Source organism: Arthrobacter silviterrae (assembly GCF_011045165.1).
Classification (GTDB): domain Bacteria; phylum Actinomycetota; class Actinomycetes; order Actinomycetales; family Micrococcaceae; genus Specibacter; species Specibacter silviterrae.
In genome coordinates this window covers 24,333-38,693 of record NZ_JAAKZI010000027.1, presented here as the reverse complement: position 1 = coordinate 38,693, position 14,361 = coordinate 24,333, and the positions used below count along the sequence as shown (strand labels likewise).

Genomic DNA, 14,361 nt, shown 5'->3' with positions numbered 1-14,361 from the left:
CAAAGGACTGGCACCCATGAGCATCACCATGGCCGCACCCGGCACAGCCCCCGGAATCGACTACACCTCCCTGGCCGCGGAACCGGCATGGATGTCCCTCAAGGGGGCCGCCACCGAGTTGCAGGGCCTTCAGGCCAAGGACGGCTCCGTGCCCGATGCGGCCGACCATGCCCGGGCGAAGGAGCTCATCGGCACCGTCACGGCCTCGATCACGGAACTGGCCCCGCACTTCCCCCACGACGCGGACTACCTGCGCCTTGCGGTGGCCGATTTCACCAAGTGGGCCGATGCCGGGCTGGGCGTCCCCGACTTCCTTGATTCGCTGCTGGCCTTTGCTCCCGCCGCACACCGCGTGAACGGCCTGGGCCACCTGGTGGTCTTTCCCATGTACACCCAGAACGGCTCCACCTCCCGCCTGGTCGAGGCAGTCCTGGTGGAGGTCATCTGGCCCGAGTTCATTGGCGAACTGGAGGCCGGCAGCTACTCCAACAAGCTGTTTGTACCGCTGCGCTTCATCGACTTCACGCCCGGCTATGACAGCAACTCCGCCGTGCTGTTCCCGGAAAGCGTGGCCGTCCGGGAAACCCCTTCCTTCACCTGGGGCGCCATCTTCCAGGACCGCGAGGCCGCACGTTTCCGCCGCGTGGTCCGGGAGGCCGCCGCGGTGACCCGGCTGGATTTGCCGGCAGACGCCGTCGAGCTACTGGACAACCAGGCCCTGACCCAGGAAACCTTTGTCATGTGGGACCTCATCCATGACAGGACGCACATGCGCGGTGACCTGCCCTTCGACCCCTTCATGATCAAGCAGCGCATGCCCTACTTCCTGTACTCGCTGGAGGAACTGCGCTGCGACCTCACCGCATACCGGGAATCAGTTGCCGTTGAGAAGGACGAAAAGGCATCCCCGGAGGCCCGCCGGCACGCCAAGCTGGTCCAGTACGCCGTGATCTTTGACAGGATCTTCCGCTTCGCCATCACCGGCAGCCGCGTGCGCAACTATGACGGCCTGGGCGGGCAGCTGCTCTTCGCGTGGCTCCACCAGCACCACGTCCTCCACTGGACGGACACGAAGCTGACCATTGACTGGGACGATGTCCCGGACATGGTGATCGCCCTGGGCCACGCCATCGAGGAGCTCTACTGGCACTCGATCGACCGGCCCAAGCTGGCCCACTGGCTCGCCGCCTACGAGCTGGTCTCCGGCACGCTGACCCCGAACCCGGCGTCGACCTGGGCCAAGGGCCCCGACGCCCTGCCGCTGACGGCCCCGCTGCGGGAGATCACCGACCAGGTCATGGACGACGAATTCCCGCTCTCCATGTTCTACGAAGCGCTGAACAAGAAAATGCGTGGAGTCATAGAGTCCACCTCCGGCATCACCGGTTCCAGCGCCGCGTAAGTGGGTACTGTTGGAGGCATGAACACAACAGCCCCCATCGTGGTGGCCGGCGGCAGCAGCGCCGCCGGCATCGCCGTGGCATCCGCCCTGGTCTCCGCCGGTTTCCCCGTCATCACCGTGGGGTCCGACGCCGGACGCATAGGGGCGGCGGCCGCCCTCACCGGCGGTGCCGTACCCCGGGTGTGCGACCTTGCGGACCCTGCGGCCGTGCAGGAACTGGCGGACACCGTCCGGCGCGGGTACGGCGCCGCGGGCGGGCTCATCCACCTGGTGGGCGGCTGGCGCGGCGGCAAGTCCCTGTCCGCGCAGGTGGATGCGGACTGGGACTTCCTGCACCGCTCCGTGCTCACCACGCTGCGCAACACCAGCCGGGCGTTTTACGACGACATCGGCGCCCACGCCAACGGCCGCATCGCCATCGTCTCCTCCACCGCAGTGACGTCCCCGACGCCGGGCAACGCGAACTATGCCGCAGTCAAGGCCGCCGCCGAGACCTGGGTGATGGCCCTGGCCGCGGGACTGGCCGCGGATGCAGTGGTCGGCGCTGCCGCCGGCGAGCTGCTGCCCTCGGCCGGACTGGCCACGGCGGATGCCGGCGCAACCACGGCGCAGGCCGCGCGCGCCGGCGACGGGCCGGCCGCCGTCGTGCTGGTGGTGAAGGCCCTGGTGGACGACGCCATGCGCGCCGCCTCCCCCGAACGGAAGTTCCCGGGTTTCACCGACGTGGCCGCCCTGGGGCAGACTGTGGTGGGGCTCTTTTCCACTCCAGCGGGGCAGCTCAACGGCGCCCGCATCGTACTCAACTAGAAGGCTTGCAGTGACCACTGACACCATTTCGTCCCCCTCCCGCCTGCACGACCCGGCCGTGCGCAGCTTTGCCTCGGACAATTACTCCGGCGTCCATCCGGAGGTGCTGGCAGCCCTGGCCGCAGCAAACGAGGGGCACCAGGTGTCCTACGGCGAGGACGTGTACACCGCGCGGCTGGGCGAAAAACTGGCGGAACTGTTCGGCAAGCCCGTGGACGTGTTCCCCGTTTTCAACGGCACCGGGGCGAATGTGACGGCCCTGCAGTCCCTGCTGCCGCGCTGGGGCGCCGTGGTGTGCGCCACGACGGCGCACATCAACTGCGATGAAAACGGCGCGCCCGAACGCGTGGGCGGCATGAAACTGCTGGCTGTGGCCACACCCGACGGCAAGCTGACGCCTGAGCTCATCGACAAGGAAGCCTGGGGCTTTGGCGACGAGCACCGCGCGCAGCCCCTGGCCGTCTCCATCACACAGACCACCGAGCTGGGCACCTGCTACACGCCCGCCGAGGTCAAGGCCATCTGCGACCATGCCCACTCCCTGGGGATGAAGGTCCACATGGACGGCGCCCGGCTGGCCAACGCGGCCGCCTTCCTGGACGTGCCGGTGCGGGAGTTCACCTCCGACGCCGGCGTGGACATTCTCTCCTTCGGCGGCACCAAGAACGGCATCATGTTTGGCGAGGCCGTGGTGGCCCTCAACCCCGCGGCCGCCGACGGTTTGATCTACCTGCGCAAGATGAACATGCAGCTGGCCTCGAAGATGCGCTTCATCTCCGCCCAGCTGCTGGCCCTGCTTGAGGACGGCCTGTGGCTGAAGTCGGCCGGCCACGCCAACGCCATGGCGGCCAGGCTCCGGGCAGCCGTGGACGGGATTCCCCAGGTGCATGCCACGCAGGCCACCGAGTCCAACGGGATCTTCGCAGTGCTCCCCGAGGGCGTGGCCGACCGCCTGCGCGAATCGTTCCGCTTTTACGACTGGAACGAGGCCGCCCGCGAGGTGCGCTGGATGTGTTCCTTCGACACCACCGAAGAGGACATTGACGCATTCGTGGCGGCCATCCGCCGCGAAGTCGGCGCCTGACCGCTGCGGACCCGCTGCGCCCTGTGGGCCCGGCGCAGGCGCCCAGCGGCGCGCCTGCGCCGGAACCAGGTGCGAACGCAATAACCTGCCAAGGTGAGCACACCGCAGCTGCTTCCCCCCGATTTCCAGGCCGCCCTGGCCTCGCTGCGGGCCGCCCAAAACCGCAGCGAACTCACGCTTGAGGAAATACCCGCCCCCACCAGGCTGGCCCCTTTCGGGGTGGCCTTGGGTGCCGAGGTCATGGCCGACGGCGAGGAACTCGCCACGGGGCGTTTCATCCTGCTCCACGATCCCAACGGGTCCCCCCTGTGGGAGGGCACGTTCCGCATTGTCACCTACATCAGGGCGCAGCTGGAGGCCGACATCGGCAACGACGCGCTGCTGGGCAATGTGGCCTGGGCCTGGCTGGTGGAAGCCCTTGAGGAGCACGGCGCGGGCCACCGTTCCGCCGGCGGCACGGCCACCCGGATTCTCTCCGAAAGCTACGGCACACTGGCGGCCCGCCCCGACGCCGTTGACATCGAGCTCCGGGCTTCGTGGACGCCAACGTCCGCGGCCGTCCAGCCACATCTGGAGGCATGGTCGCAAATGGTCTGCACCTTTGCCGGGCTTCCCCCCGTGCCCGACGGCGTCACCCTCCTCCCGCCGCGGCGCCGCCGTTAGGCCATTCGCTAGACTGGACCCATCATGATCAACCCAAAAACCAGCGCACACAGCCGCGCCCGGAGCAAAAAAGCCGACGCAGCACCCGCCCCCTCCGCAGACCCGGCCCCCGCCGTTGACCTTGCGGAGATGCCGCTGACGTCCGTGGTGATTGACGGCGTCCGCGTGGAACTGGGCGAACTGCCCGACGTGGTGGAGCTCAACGACCCCCGCGAGGGCATCCCGGAAGTGGTCTCGACGGAGCCGGCGCTCCGCCGCTGCGCAGCCGCCCTGGCCGCGGGCCACGGTCCGGCCGGCGTGGACACCGAACGGGCCTCCGGCTTCCGCTACGGCCAGCGTGCCATGCTGGTGCAGATCCGCCGCGACGGCGCCGGAACGTGGCTCATCGACCCGGAGGCATTTGACGACCTGGCCATCATTGGCGAGGCGCTCCGCGGCGTCGAATGGATCCTGCACGCCGCCAGCCAGGACCTGCCGTGCCTGGCCGGCGTGGGCATGTGGCCGGACAGGCTCTTTGACACCGAACTGGCCGCCCGCATTGCCGGGCTGCCCCGGGTGGGACTGGGTGCCGTCGTCGAATCCCTGCTGGGCTACCACCTGGCCAAGGAACATTCCGCGGCCGACTGGTCCACCCGCCCGCTGCCCGAAGCCTGGCTGCGGTACGCGGCCCTCGACGTGGAAGTCCTGGCCGAGCTGGAGGAGGAACTGGTTGCCGTGCTTGCGGCTGATGGCAAGCTTGACTACGCCGCGCAGGAATTCCAGCACCTGATCGACGCCGGGGTGCCGGCGCCGCGGACCGACCCGTGGCGCCGCACCTCCGGCGCCCACACCATCCGCAACCGCGTGCAGCTGGGCGCCGTGCGGGAGTTGTGGGAAACCCGCGAACGCCTGGCCGAGCACCGCGACATTGCCCCCGGCCGGCTGATCCCCGACTCCGCCATTGTTGCCGCCGCCAAGGCGATGCCCACCACCGTGCCGGCGCTGCTTGGCCTGGCAGGGTTCCACGGCCGGGCCGCCAAGCGCGACGCCCCCAAGTGGCTCCACGCCCTCCAGACTGCCAGGAACAGCTCCGACCTTCCGCCCCTGCAGGCCCACACCAACGCCCCTCCCCCGCCGCGCGTCTGGGCTGACCGCGACGCCGAGGCCGCGGCCCGGTACGCGACAGCCAAGGCGCGCCTGGGGGCACTGTCCGCGGAGCTCAACATTCCGGCGGAGAACATCCTCACCCCCGACCACCTGCGCCGCGTCTGCTGGCGGCCGCCGCTGCCCGTGACGGAATCGTCCGTCTCAGCAATGCTGGCGGAGTTGGGCGCCCGCGCCTGGCAGCTGGAGCTGACGGTGCCGCTGCTGGCAGATGCCCTGGCCCACCCGGAGCCGCTGCCGCCGAAGGAACCCCGGAACGCCTCCTAGTCTCTCCCGAGCGGGCACTTAACGTGGATGTTCCACGAAAACATCCACGTTAAGTGCCGGTTCGCGGGGGTGGAAGGGGCCGTGTTGAAGTCTAAGTTACCGACGAGTAACATGATGCGTGACACAGTCGTGCACTTCCTGGGAAGCGTCCGGCGCACACGCATGTCTTTCGCTAAGAGGAGTTACAGGTGAGCCAGAATCGGCAGATCAGGGACGTCGTGTTTGTGGACGGCGTCCGCACCCCCTTTGGACGGGCCGGGGAAAAGGGCATTTACGCCTCCACCCGGGCCGATGACCTGGTGGTGAAGTGCATCCGCGAACTGATGCGCCGCAACCCTTCACTGCCGCCGGAACGCATTGACGACGTCGCCATTGCCGCCACGTCGCAGAACGGCGACCAAGGCATGACGATCGGGCGCACCGCCGCCCTGCTGGCGGGGCTGCCCCGGTCCGTGCCCGGCTTTGCCATCGACAGGATGTGCGCCGGCGCCATGACCGCAGTGACGACGACGGCCTCCGGCATCGGCTTCGGCGCCTACGACGTGGTCATTGCCGGCGGCGTGGAGCACATGGGCCACCACCCCATGGGCGCTGGGGCCGATCCCAACCCGCGCTTCCTCGCCGAGCGGCTGGTGGACCCCGCTGCCCTGAACATGGGCAACACGGCCGAGAACCTGCACGACCGCTTTCCGGCCATCACCAAGGAACGCGCGGACGCCTATGCCGTGGCCAGCCAGGCCAAGTTTGCGGCGGCCAGCGCCAACGGGCAGATCCAGCCGGACCTGGTGCCCGTGGCCACGCTCAAGGCCGAACAGGGCTGGACGGTCCAAACGGTTGATGAGCCGCCCCGGCCCGGCACCACCCTGGAGGACCTCGCCGCCCTCCGCACCCCGTTCCGGGCCCACGGCCGGGTCACGGCAGGCAACGCCGCGGGCCTGAACGACGGCGCCACGGCCGCCATCCTGGCCTCGGCCGAGGCTGCGCAGGAACTGGGCCTGCCAGTCAAAATGCGCCTGGTCACCTACGCATTTGCCGGCGTCGAGCCTGAAGTCATGGGAATCGGCCCGGTCCCGGCCACCGAAAAGGCCCTGCGCCTGGCCGGGCTCACGATTGACGACATCGGCCTGTTTGAAATCAACGAGGCCTTTGCCGTCCAGGTGCTCAGCTTCCTGGACCACTTTGGTCTGGACGACGCCGACCCCCGGGTCAACCGCTACGGCGGCGCGATCGCCGTAGGCCACCCGCTGGCCTCCTCCGGCGTGCGGCTCATGAACCAGCTGGCCCGCCAGTTCGCCGAAGACCCCTCGGTGCACTACGGCCTGACCGCCATGTGCATCGGCCTGGGCATGGGCGCGGCCGTCATTTGGGAAAACCCGCACTTCACCCCCACCGAAGCCCCAGCGGTTTCGACAAGCTCAACCACCGAAGGGAGCGCAGCATGAGCGCCCAGGATTACGGCCAGCTCACCGCCCTGTTTCCCGACGAGGTGGTGACACACTCCTACGTCCAGGACATCGCCCTGCCGGGGGTGGATGGCGCACCGAGTGCCGGCACCCTGGCCCTAATCACCCTCGACAACGGCCTGGACCACCGGCGCCCCAACACCCTGGGGCCGAACACCCTGGTGGAATTCGGCACGGTGCTGGAAACCCAGCGTGGACGGGCCGCCCGCGGGGAAATCAAGGGCGTCGCCGTCATCGGCAAGCCGTACTTCCTGGCGGCGGGCGCCGACCTGTCCGCCGTCAAGGGCCTCAAGGACCGGGAGGCCGGGCTGCACATGGCCCGGCTGGGCCACGACGTCTATTCGACCCTGAACGAGCTGGGCGTGCCCAGCTTTGTGTTCATCAACGGCCTGGCCCTGGGCGGCGGGCTGGAGATTGCACTCAACGCCAACTATCGCACCGTGTCCACTGGCGCGGGCGCCCTGGCCCTGCCCGAGGCCTTCCTGGGCCTGGTGCCCGGCTGGGGCGGCGTCTACCTGCTGCCGCGCCTGATCGGCCCGGCCAACGCCGTCCAGGTCATGATCGAAAACGCCCTTTCCAACAACCGCACGCTCAGCGGCGCCGCAGCCTTCAAGCTGGGCATTGCCGACGCCCTCTTTGAACCCGCCGACTTCCTGGAGCAGTCCGTTGCCTGGGCGGCCCGCGTGCTGGCCGGCACCGAAACGCCCGGCCGCCCCAACGCCGTCCCCGAACCCCTCAGCGAGGAAAACAGCACAACTTGGGATGCCGCCGTCGAGCGTGCCAAGAAGTTTGTGGAGGCCAAGACCTCCAACGCCGCCCCGGCGCCGGCGAAGGTGATTGAACTGCTGGAAAAGGGCAGGAACTGGACCAAGGAGGAGTCCTTTGACGCCGAAAACGAGGCCCTCGCGGAGTTGATGCTGACACCGCAGTTCAAGGACACCGTTTACGCGTTCCTGGACCTGGTGCAGAAACGCGGCAAGCAGCCAGCCGGGGCGCCCGATGCCAAGCTGGCCCGGCCCGTCACAAAGGTGGGGGTGGTGGGCGCCGGGCTCATGGCGGGCCAGTTTGCCCTGCTATTCGCCCGCCAGCTCAAGGTGCCCGTCGTCATGACGGACATCGACCAGGCGCGGGTGGACAAGGGTGTTGCGTACGTGCACGGCGAGGTGGAGAAGCTGCTGGCCAAGGGGCGGATCAGCCAGGACGCCGCAAACCGGACCAAGGCTCTGGTCACGGGCTCGGTCTCCAAGGAAGCCTTCGCGGACGCCGACTTTGTCATCGAAGCCGTGTTTGAAGAGCTGAATGTGAAGAAGGCTGTTTTCGCCGAGGTGGAGGCCATCGTCTCGCCGGAGTGCATCCTGGCCACCAACACCTCCTCGCTGTCCGTCACGGCCATGGCGGCGGACCTCCTGCACCCCGAACGCGTGGTGGGCTTCCACTTCTTCAACCCGGTGGCGCTCATGCCGCTGCTGGAAATTGTCCGGGCCCCCAAGACCGACGACGCCGTGCTGGCCACCGCGTTCGCCACCGCCAAGGCCCTGCGCAAGACGGCAGTGCTGGTCAAGGATGCAGCCGCTTTCGTGGTGAACCGGGTGCTGCTGCGCCTCATGGCCGAGGTGTCCAAGGCCTTCGATGAGGGCACCGACGCGCACACTGCGGACAATGCGCTGCGGCCCATGGGCCTGCCCATGACGCCGTTCAACCTGCTCGCCATGGTGGGCCTGCCGGTGGCCCAACACGTCACCGAGTCAATGCACGCCGCGTTCGGGGACCGCATTGCCGTCTCCGCGAACATCCAGGCTCTGATCGACGGCGGCAAAAAGGGCTTGTGGGAGCTTTCGGAGGACGGCACCCGGCACATCCCCGAGGAGACCCTCGCCCTGCTGAGCTTCGGCAGCAATCCTGCCACGGCGGAAGAACTGCTGCGCCGGACCCAGGACGCGCTGGCCGAGGAGATCGGGCTGATGCTGGCCGAAGGCGTGGTGGCCGGGCCGGAGGACATCGACCTCTGCATGATCCTCGGCGCCGGCTGGCCCATGCACCTGGGCGGCATCACGCCGTACCTGGACCGGGTGGGCGCTTCCGAACGGGTCAACGGCAGGCACTTCCACACGGCCTAAGCCTGCTCCACCGCACGACGGCGGCTGCCCACCCGGGGTGCGCAGCCGCCGTCGTGCGGCATTTGGCTTTCACCCAGCATTGGCTGGAACAATGGGCCCATGACCTCACCACCTCCCTCCCGCCGCGCCGTTTTGCGTTCGTCCACCGTCGCCGCGGGCGGTGCCTGCGCGCTGGCCCTGGCGGGGTGCGTGCCCGCTGTGTCGGCTGGCCCCAGCCAAGGTTCCACTCCCGGCACCATCCCGACCACTGGAACCCCCGTCCGGGTGGGCAAACTCTCCGACGTGCCCGTGGGGTCCACGGCACAGGGCAAGGCCAACAACGTCAACATTGTGATCTTCCGTGCAGCCCAGGACAAGGTGTACGCCTACTCCGACGTGTGCACGCATGCCGGCTGCGAGGTCGCCCCGAGCGGGGCGGACTTCAAGTGCCCTTGCCACGGCTCCGTGTTCAAGGGCGCGGACGGAACCGTCATCACGGGACCGGCAAAACAGGCCCTGCCCCGCTACGCGGCCGCGATTGACGGCGAGTGGATCACCGTCAGTGTCTGAATCCGCCAGGGCAGCCCTGTTGCCGGGCAACGTCACGATCCGGCCCGTGCGCGCGGTCGATGCCCAGGCACTCGCGGACGCCTACGTGCTCAACCGCGCATTCCTGCAGCCGTGGGAACCCATCCGGGACGAAAGCCACTACACCGCCGAGGGGCAGCGCACTTCTCTGGACGGCGCGCTGGCCGAAGAGGCCGCCGGCCGGGGCGCCTTTTGGCTGTTGGTGGACGGCCAGCGGGTGGTGGGGCGCATCTCACTCACTGACATTGTGCGCGGCGCCTTCCAGAACGGGCACCTGGGCTACTGGGTCGCCGAGGATTTCCAGGGGCGCGGACTGGCCACGGCGGCGGCACAGTTTGTGTGCGCCCATGCGGAGCGCGAGCTGGGGCTGCACCGGATCCAGGCCGGCACGCTGGCGCACAACATTGGCTCCCAGACGGTGCTCCGGCGCTGCGGCTTCACGGCCATTGGGACCGCGGAGACGTACTTGTTGATCAACGGCACGTGGCAGGACCATGTGCTGTTCCAAAGGATCCTGCCGCGCTGAGTGTGGCTGCCCACTAAGTCCGGCGCCGCCCTGGCGCCGGACCCTGGCGCCGCACCCCGGCGCCGCCTAGAAGAGTGCCACCCGGGGGTTCTTGGGGAAAATGGTGTCCAGCTCGGCCAGCTCGGCTGCCGAGGGCTTCCAGGAGGCCGCCTGGGCATTCTCGCGCACCTGCTCCGGCCGGGTGGCCCCTGCGATGATACTGGCCACCGACGGCTGGGCGGCGAGCCAGGAAAAGGCCACCTGGACCTCGCTCAGGCCCCGGGCCGCGGCAAAGTCGCCAAAGGCAGCCAGCTGGGCCAGGTCCGCCCCGGCCAGCATGTGTCCGCGGGTGTACGTCAGCCGGCTGCCCTCGGGCGCCTTGCCTGAACTGTACTTGCCGGTCAGCAGCCCGTTCGCCAGCGGGTAGTACGGCATGACGCCCAGGCCGTAGGCCTCCGCGGCCGGCGTGACTTCAAGTTCGGCGCGGCGGTCCAGCAGGTTGTAGTGGTTTTGGCTGGCGACGCAGCGGTTCCCGCCGGACATCCTGGCCGTGAATTCCGCTTCCGCAATCTGCCAGCCCGCCATGTTGGAGTGGCCAAGGTAGCGCACCTTGCCCGCGGTGACCAGCTCATCCATGGCCGCCAGCGTCTCTGCAAGGGGCGTGTAGCCGTCCGGGGAGTGGTAGTAGTACAAGTCGATGTAGTCGGTGTCCAGGCGCCGCAGGGAGGCCTCCACGGCCTGCATGATGTACTTCCGGGAGCCGCGCCGGCCCCAGTCCACGCCGTTGGCGCCTTCGGCGTCGAGCCCGAACTTGGTGGCCACCACCACGTTCTCCCGCTCCCCGCCCAGCGCCTTGGCCAGCATGGCTTCGCTTTGGCCGGGGAAGCCTCCGTACATGTCCGCGACGTCAAAGAGCGTGATGCCGGCTTCCAGCGCCGCATGCACGACGGCGTTGCTCCCCTCCTGCGTTTGTGTCGCCGATCCAACGCGGCCCAGGTTGTTGCACCCCAGCCCCACGGTTGAAACGGTCAGTCCGGAATTGCCCACTTGGCGAAAGTCAGTCATGCTTCCACACTATCGAATCCGCTGCATCGAATCCGCCGCCTAGAGGGAGAAGGCAGTGCCGCCCGTGGGCGAGTGCCGGGCCTTGATGGCGGAGAGGTCCCCGGCCGGGGCCACGCCGATGCTCAATTTTGTAAAGTCAAGCTTTTCCTCGCGGATGCAGGTCTTGACGTTGGCCACGGCCCGGGCCGGTTCCGGGGCCAGGATGTAGATGTTCAGCTTGCCGGTGGAATGGGGCCCGGCCACAAACTCGCTCTTTTCCACCACGCCGCTGCCGCGCCAGGCCAGGTGCGCCGTGAGCGCCTCGCGGGCCTTCTCTTCCAGGTACTTGTCCCGCTCGCCGGCCTTGGCATTCTTCAGGGCAAATTGGGCCACCACGGTGAACTGCTCCGCGCGCGAAAGCTCGGCGTAGCCGTCGGCGTGGCATTGTTCGGTGAAGGCGGCAAGCATGCCCAGTGCCTCCTCAACAGTGTCCACCTCGGCATCCTTGGACGTGCTTTGGTGCCCCACGGCGCCGTGGTTGACCACAAACCAGGAGGCGTCGCCGTCGGCCTCCCCCGCCTCAACCCAGGCCTCCCGGAAAACCAGGGCGCCGGCGTCGTCCGTCTTGTACATGCGGACAATGTTGGGATCGGTCCCGCTCATGGGAGTGTCCTTCCTAAGGTGAACCAGGCCGAGTCTCGGCCGTCAAAGGGTGCCTGGCGGTCTGCAACCGCAGCCGCCAGGCTGGCGCAGGCCGCCTCCATGCGGGAGCACAGGGCGGGCGGATAATTCATTTCCAGGCGGTGCCGGGCGAACTCGTCCTCGTCGTCAACATATACGCCGCGGTCCCTGGTGCGGATGACGTCCAGGTCCATGTCGACCAGGTGGAACTCCACCACGCCGGGCCGGATGCGCCGCCAGGACGGCTCCGTGGCCAGGTCGATGTACAGCTCGACGCCGTCCGGGTGGGCGCCGTCGTAGAACGTGGCGACCCAGTCCCCCTGGTGCGGGATCAGCAGGACGGCGTCGGAGGCCGTGTAGAGGGCGGCCCCGGGCCGGGAGATGAACTCGCCCGTGCCCTGGAACACCCAATGCCCGTTGCTGTCGGAGCCCAGGTAGCGCCCCGGCACCACCCAGTGGGCAAAGCCGTTGAACTTGCGGTTGCGGGCCACCACGAGGTCGCCGGGACGGGGCGTGTCCCCCTGGTCCGGTGCGGTCACAGGATGGGCAGCTGGCCGGTGCGGGGCGTTGCGGTTCCGGGCAGCGGCCGGGCAAAGGGAACCTTGGTGCCCAGCACCTGGTCCACCACGTCCTGGGCCACGCGCTGGGCGGTCAGGCCGACCCGCTCCAGCACCTCGGCGCGGGTGCCGTGGTCGAGGAATTCGACGGGCAGGCCCACCTCGTTCAGGGCAGTGTCCACGCCCGCCCCGCGCAGTTCCTGGCGGATTCTCGAGCCCACGCCGCCGGCCCGCACGCCGTCCTCGATGACAATGACAATCCGGTGCCGGGAAGCCAGGGCAATGAGCGAACGCGGCACGGGCAGCACCCAGCGCGGGTCCACCACGGTGGACGTGATTCCCTGTGCGCCGACCCGGCCGGCGACGTCAAGGGCAAGCTCGCTCATGGCGCCCACGCTGACGATCAGCACGTCCGTTTCCGGGTCGGAACCGGTTCCGGGCATGTCATGGGAGGTGCGGGCCAGGATGTCAACGCCGTCGGAAAGACGCTCCAGGGCCTTGACCTCGGGGCCCACCTTGCCCTTCGAATACCGCAGTACGCTGGGGGCGTCCGAGATGGCAACGGCCTCCCGCAGCTCCTCGCGCAGCCTGACGGCGTCTCGCGGGGCGGCCAGGTGCAGGCCCGGCACAATTTGCAGCATGGACAGGTCCCACATGCCGTGGTGGCTGGCGCCGTCGGGCCCGGTCACCCCGGCCCGGTCCAGGACCACCGTGACGCCGGCATGGTGGAGGGCCACGTCCATGAGGAGCTGGTCAAAGGCCCTGTTGAGGAACGTGGCGTACATGGCAACCACGGGGTGCAGCCCGCCAAAGGCCAGGCCCGCCGCCATGGTCATGGCGTGCTGTTCGGCAATGCCGACGTCGATGACCCGGTCCGGGTGCCTGTCGGCGAATTTTTGCAGCCCCACGGGAATCAGCATGGCACCGGTGATGCCCACGATGTCGTCGCGCTCATCGGCAATCTGCGCAATTTCCTCACCGAAAACGCCCGTCCAGGACTTGCCGCTGGGCGTTTCCACGGCGATCCCGGTGGCGGGGTCGATGATGCCGACGGCGTGGAACTGGTCGGCCTGGTGGGCGCGGGCAGGCGCGTAGCCCCTGCCCTTTTGCGTAAAGGCGTGGACGATGACGGGGCCGCCATAATTTTTGGCGGTGCTCAGGGCCGCTTCCATGGCCTTCTCGTCATGGCCGTCCACGGGGCCCACGTACTTCAGGCCGAGGTCGTCAAAGAGGCCCTGCGGGGCCCACCAGTCCTTGATGCCCTTTTTGGCCGCATGCAGCCCCTTGTAGACAAACTGGCCCGCCGAGTTGCCGTCCTGCAGGCGCTTTTTGGCCCAGGACATGGATGCTTCGTATTTCCGGTGGGTGCGGACGTGGTCGATCGCGGGGCGCAGGGACGCCAGGTAGTCGGCCAGCCCGCCAACCGTGGGCGCGTAGGACCTCCCGTTGTCATTAACCACAATGACCACCTTGCGGTCCTTGTCGGCCGCAATGTTGTTTAGTGCCTCCCAGGTCATGCCGCCGGTCAGGGCGCCGTCGCCGATGACGGCCACCACGTACCGGTCCGTCTCGCCATTGATGGTGCGGGCCCGTGAAATACCGTCGGCCCAGGACAGGGACGACGAGGCATGGGAGCTTTCAACAATGTCATGGACGGATTCGCCGCGGTCGGGGTAGCCGGACAGGCCGCCCTGCTGGCGGAGCGTGGAAAAATCCTGCCGCCCGGTGAGCAGCTTGTGGACATAGGACTGGTGCCCCGTGTCGAAGACCACGCTGTCGCGCGGCGAGTCAAAGACGCGGTGGATGGCCAAGGTCAGCTCCACCACGCCCAGGTTCGGTCCCAGGTGGCCGCCGGTCTGGGACACGTTGCTGATCAAAAAGGCCCGGATTTCCTGGGCCAGGGCGTCCATTTGTGCGTCGCTGAGCTTGCTCAGGTCCCGCGGATGCTTGATCGTTTCCAAAAGTCCCATAAGTACCTCCCTGGGTGCACTGTCAACGTCTAACAATATCGCGTCCCGCCGCCACCGCCGGACAGGGAAGGGCGTTAACGCCGCAGGGGCG

General features: G+C 68.3%; 13 protein-coding genes. 9 read left to right on the top strand and 4 right to left on the bottom strand.

Features of this window, described 5'->3' with window-relative positions; genetic code table 11:
• Window positions 1-28 precede the first annotated feature (28 nt).
• The 9 genes from G6N77_RS14370 to G6N77_RS14330 all read left to right on the top strand — a co-directional run bounded on the left by G6N77_RS14370 (window position 29) and on the right by G6N77_RS14330 (window position 10,039).
• Window positions 29-1,402, top strand: coding sequence for a DUF6421 family protein (locus tag G6N77_RS14370; RefSeq protein ID WP_165182891.1), 1,374 nt, complete (start codon window positions 29-31; stop codon window positions 1,400-1,402).
• A gap of 18 nt (window positions 1,403-1,420) precedes the next feature.
• A complete protein-coding gene (locus G6N77_RS14365; RefSeq protein ID WP_165182857.1) occupies window positions 1,421-2,209 on the top strand; it encodes an SDR family NAD(P)-dependent oxidoreductase in 789 nt (262 codons plus the stop codon).
• Window positions 2,210-2,219: 10 nt separating this feature from the next.
• Window positions 2,220-3,293, top strand: a complete 1,074-nt coding sequence (locus tag G6N77_RS14360) for a threonine aldolase family protein (protein ID WP_165182856.1) — start codon at window positions 2,220-2,222, stop codon at window positions 3,291-3,293.
• A 93-nt stretch (window positions 3,294-3,386) separates the two neighbouring features.
• Complete coding sequence (locus tag G6N77_RS14355) at window positions 3,387-3,956, top strand: DUF3000 domain-containing protein (protein WP_165182855.1); 570 nt, start codon at window positions 3,387-3,389, stop codon at window positions 3,954-3,956.
• A gap of 129 nt (window positions 3,957-4,085) precedes the next feature.
• Window positions 4,086-5,366, top strand: coding sequence for an HRDC domain-containing protein (locus G6N77_RS14350; RefSeq protein ID WP_165182890.1), 1,281 nt, complete (start codon window positions 4,086-4,088; stop codon window positions 5,364-5,366).
• A 188-nt stretch (window positions 5,367-5,554) separates the two neighbouring features.
• A complete protein-coding gene (locus G6N77_RS14345) occupies window positions 5,555-6,808 on the top strand; it encodes a thiolase family protein (RefSeq protein WP_306986494.1) in 1,254 nt (417 codons plus the stop codon).
• On the top strand, window positions 6,805-8,946 hold the full coding sequence (locus G6N77_RS14340) for a 3-hydroxyacyl-CoA dehydrogenase NAD-binding domain-containing protein (protein WP_165182854.1): 2,142 nt from the start codon (window positions 6,805-6,807) through the stop codon (window positions 8,944-8,946). Before G6N77_RS14345 ends, G6N77_RS14340 begins: the two co-directional genes overlap by 4 nt.
• A gap of 99 nt (window positions 8,947-9,045) precedes the next feature.
• Entirely contained in the window at window positions 9,046-9,495 is a 450-nt protein-coding gene (locus tag G6N77_RS14335) for a Rieske (2Fe-2S) protein (RefSeq protein WP_165182853.1), read from the top strand.
• Window positions 9,488-10,039: a GNAT family N-acetyltransferase gene (locus G6N77_RS14330; protein ID WP_262454812.1), complete on the top strand. Its 552-nt coding sequence runs from the start codon at window positions 9,488-9,490 to the stop codon at window positions 10,037-10,039. The genes G6N77_RS14335 and G6N77_RS14330 overlap by 8 nt, the downstream gene beginning before the upstream one ends.
• 66 nt (window positions 10,040-10,105) lie before the next feature.
• Here G6N77_RS14330 and G6N77_RS14325 read toward each other — a convergent pair whose 3' ends face one another.
• Genes G6N77_RS14325 through dxs form a run of 4 tightly spaced genes read right to left on the bottom strand, consistent with a single transcriptional unit; the run spans window position 10,106 to window position 14,270 of the window.
• Entirely contained in the window at window positions 10,106-11,083 is a 978-nt protein-coding gene (locus G6N77_RS14325) for an aldo/keto reductase (RefSeq protein WP_165182852.1), read from the bottom strand.
• 39 nt (window positions 11,084-11,122) lie between these two features.
• The gene (locus G6N77_RS14320) at window positions 11,123-11,725 is read right to left on the bottom strand and encodes a hypothetical protein (protein WP_165182851.1); all 603 of its coding nucleotides are present in this window, start codon (window positions 11,723-11,725) and stop codon (window positions 11,123-11,125) included.
• On the bottom strand, window positions 11,722-12,282 hold the full coding sequence (locus tag G6N77_RS14315; protein WP_165182850.1) for a ribonuclease FAU-1 family protein: 561 nt from the start codon (window positions 12,280-12,282) through the stop codon (window positions 11,722-11,724). The genes G6N77_RS14320 and G6N77_RS14315 overlap by 4 nt, the downstream gene beginning before the upstream one ends.
• A complete protein-coding gene (dxs, locus tag G6N77_RS14310; protein ID WP_165182849.1) occupies window positions 12,279-14,270 on the bottom strand; it encodes a 1-deoxy-D-xylulose-5-phosphate synthase in 1,992 nt (663 codons plus the stop codon). Before dxs ends, G6N77_RS14315 begins: the two co-directional genes overlap by 4 nt.
• Window positions 14,271-14,361: the final 91 nt, after the last annotated feature.

Excerpts from the sequence above, each read along its gene's own strand:
- G6N77_RS14335 (WP_165182853.1), top strand. The coding sequence starts at position 9,046 with ATGACCTCACCACCTCCCTCCCGCCGCGCCGTTTTGCGTTCGTCCACC.
- G6N77_RS14370 (WP_165182891.1), top strand. The coding sequence starts at position 29 with ATGGCCGCACCCGGCACAGCCCCCGGAATCGACTACACCTCCCTGGCC.
- G6N77_RS14350 (WP_165182890.1), top strand. The coding sequence starts at position 4,086 with ATGCCGCTGACGTCCGTGGTGATTGACGGCGTCCGCGTGGAACTGGGC.
- dxs (WP_165182849.1), bottom strand. The coding sequence starts at position 14,270 with ATGGGACTTTTGGAAACGATCAAGCATCCGCGGGACCTGAGCAAGCTC.
- G6N77_RS14325 (WP_165182852.1), bottom strand. The coding sequence starts at position 11,083 with ATGACTGACTTTCGCCAAGTGGGCAATTCCGGACTGACCGTTTCAACC.
- G6N77_RS14365 (WP_165182857.1), top strand. The coding sequence starts at position 1,421 with ATGAACACAACAGCCCCCATCGTGGTGGCCGGCGGCAGCAGCGCCGCC.
- G6N77_RS14320 (WP_165182851.1), bottom strand. The coding sequence starts at position 11,725 with ATGAGCGGGACCGATCCCAACATTGTCCGCATGTACAAGACGGACGAC.
- G6N77_RS14340 (WP_165182854.1), top strand. The coding sequence starts at position 6,805 with ATGAGCGCCCAGGATTACGGCCAGCTCACCGCCCTGTTTCCCGACGAG.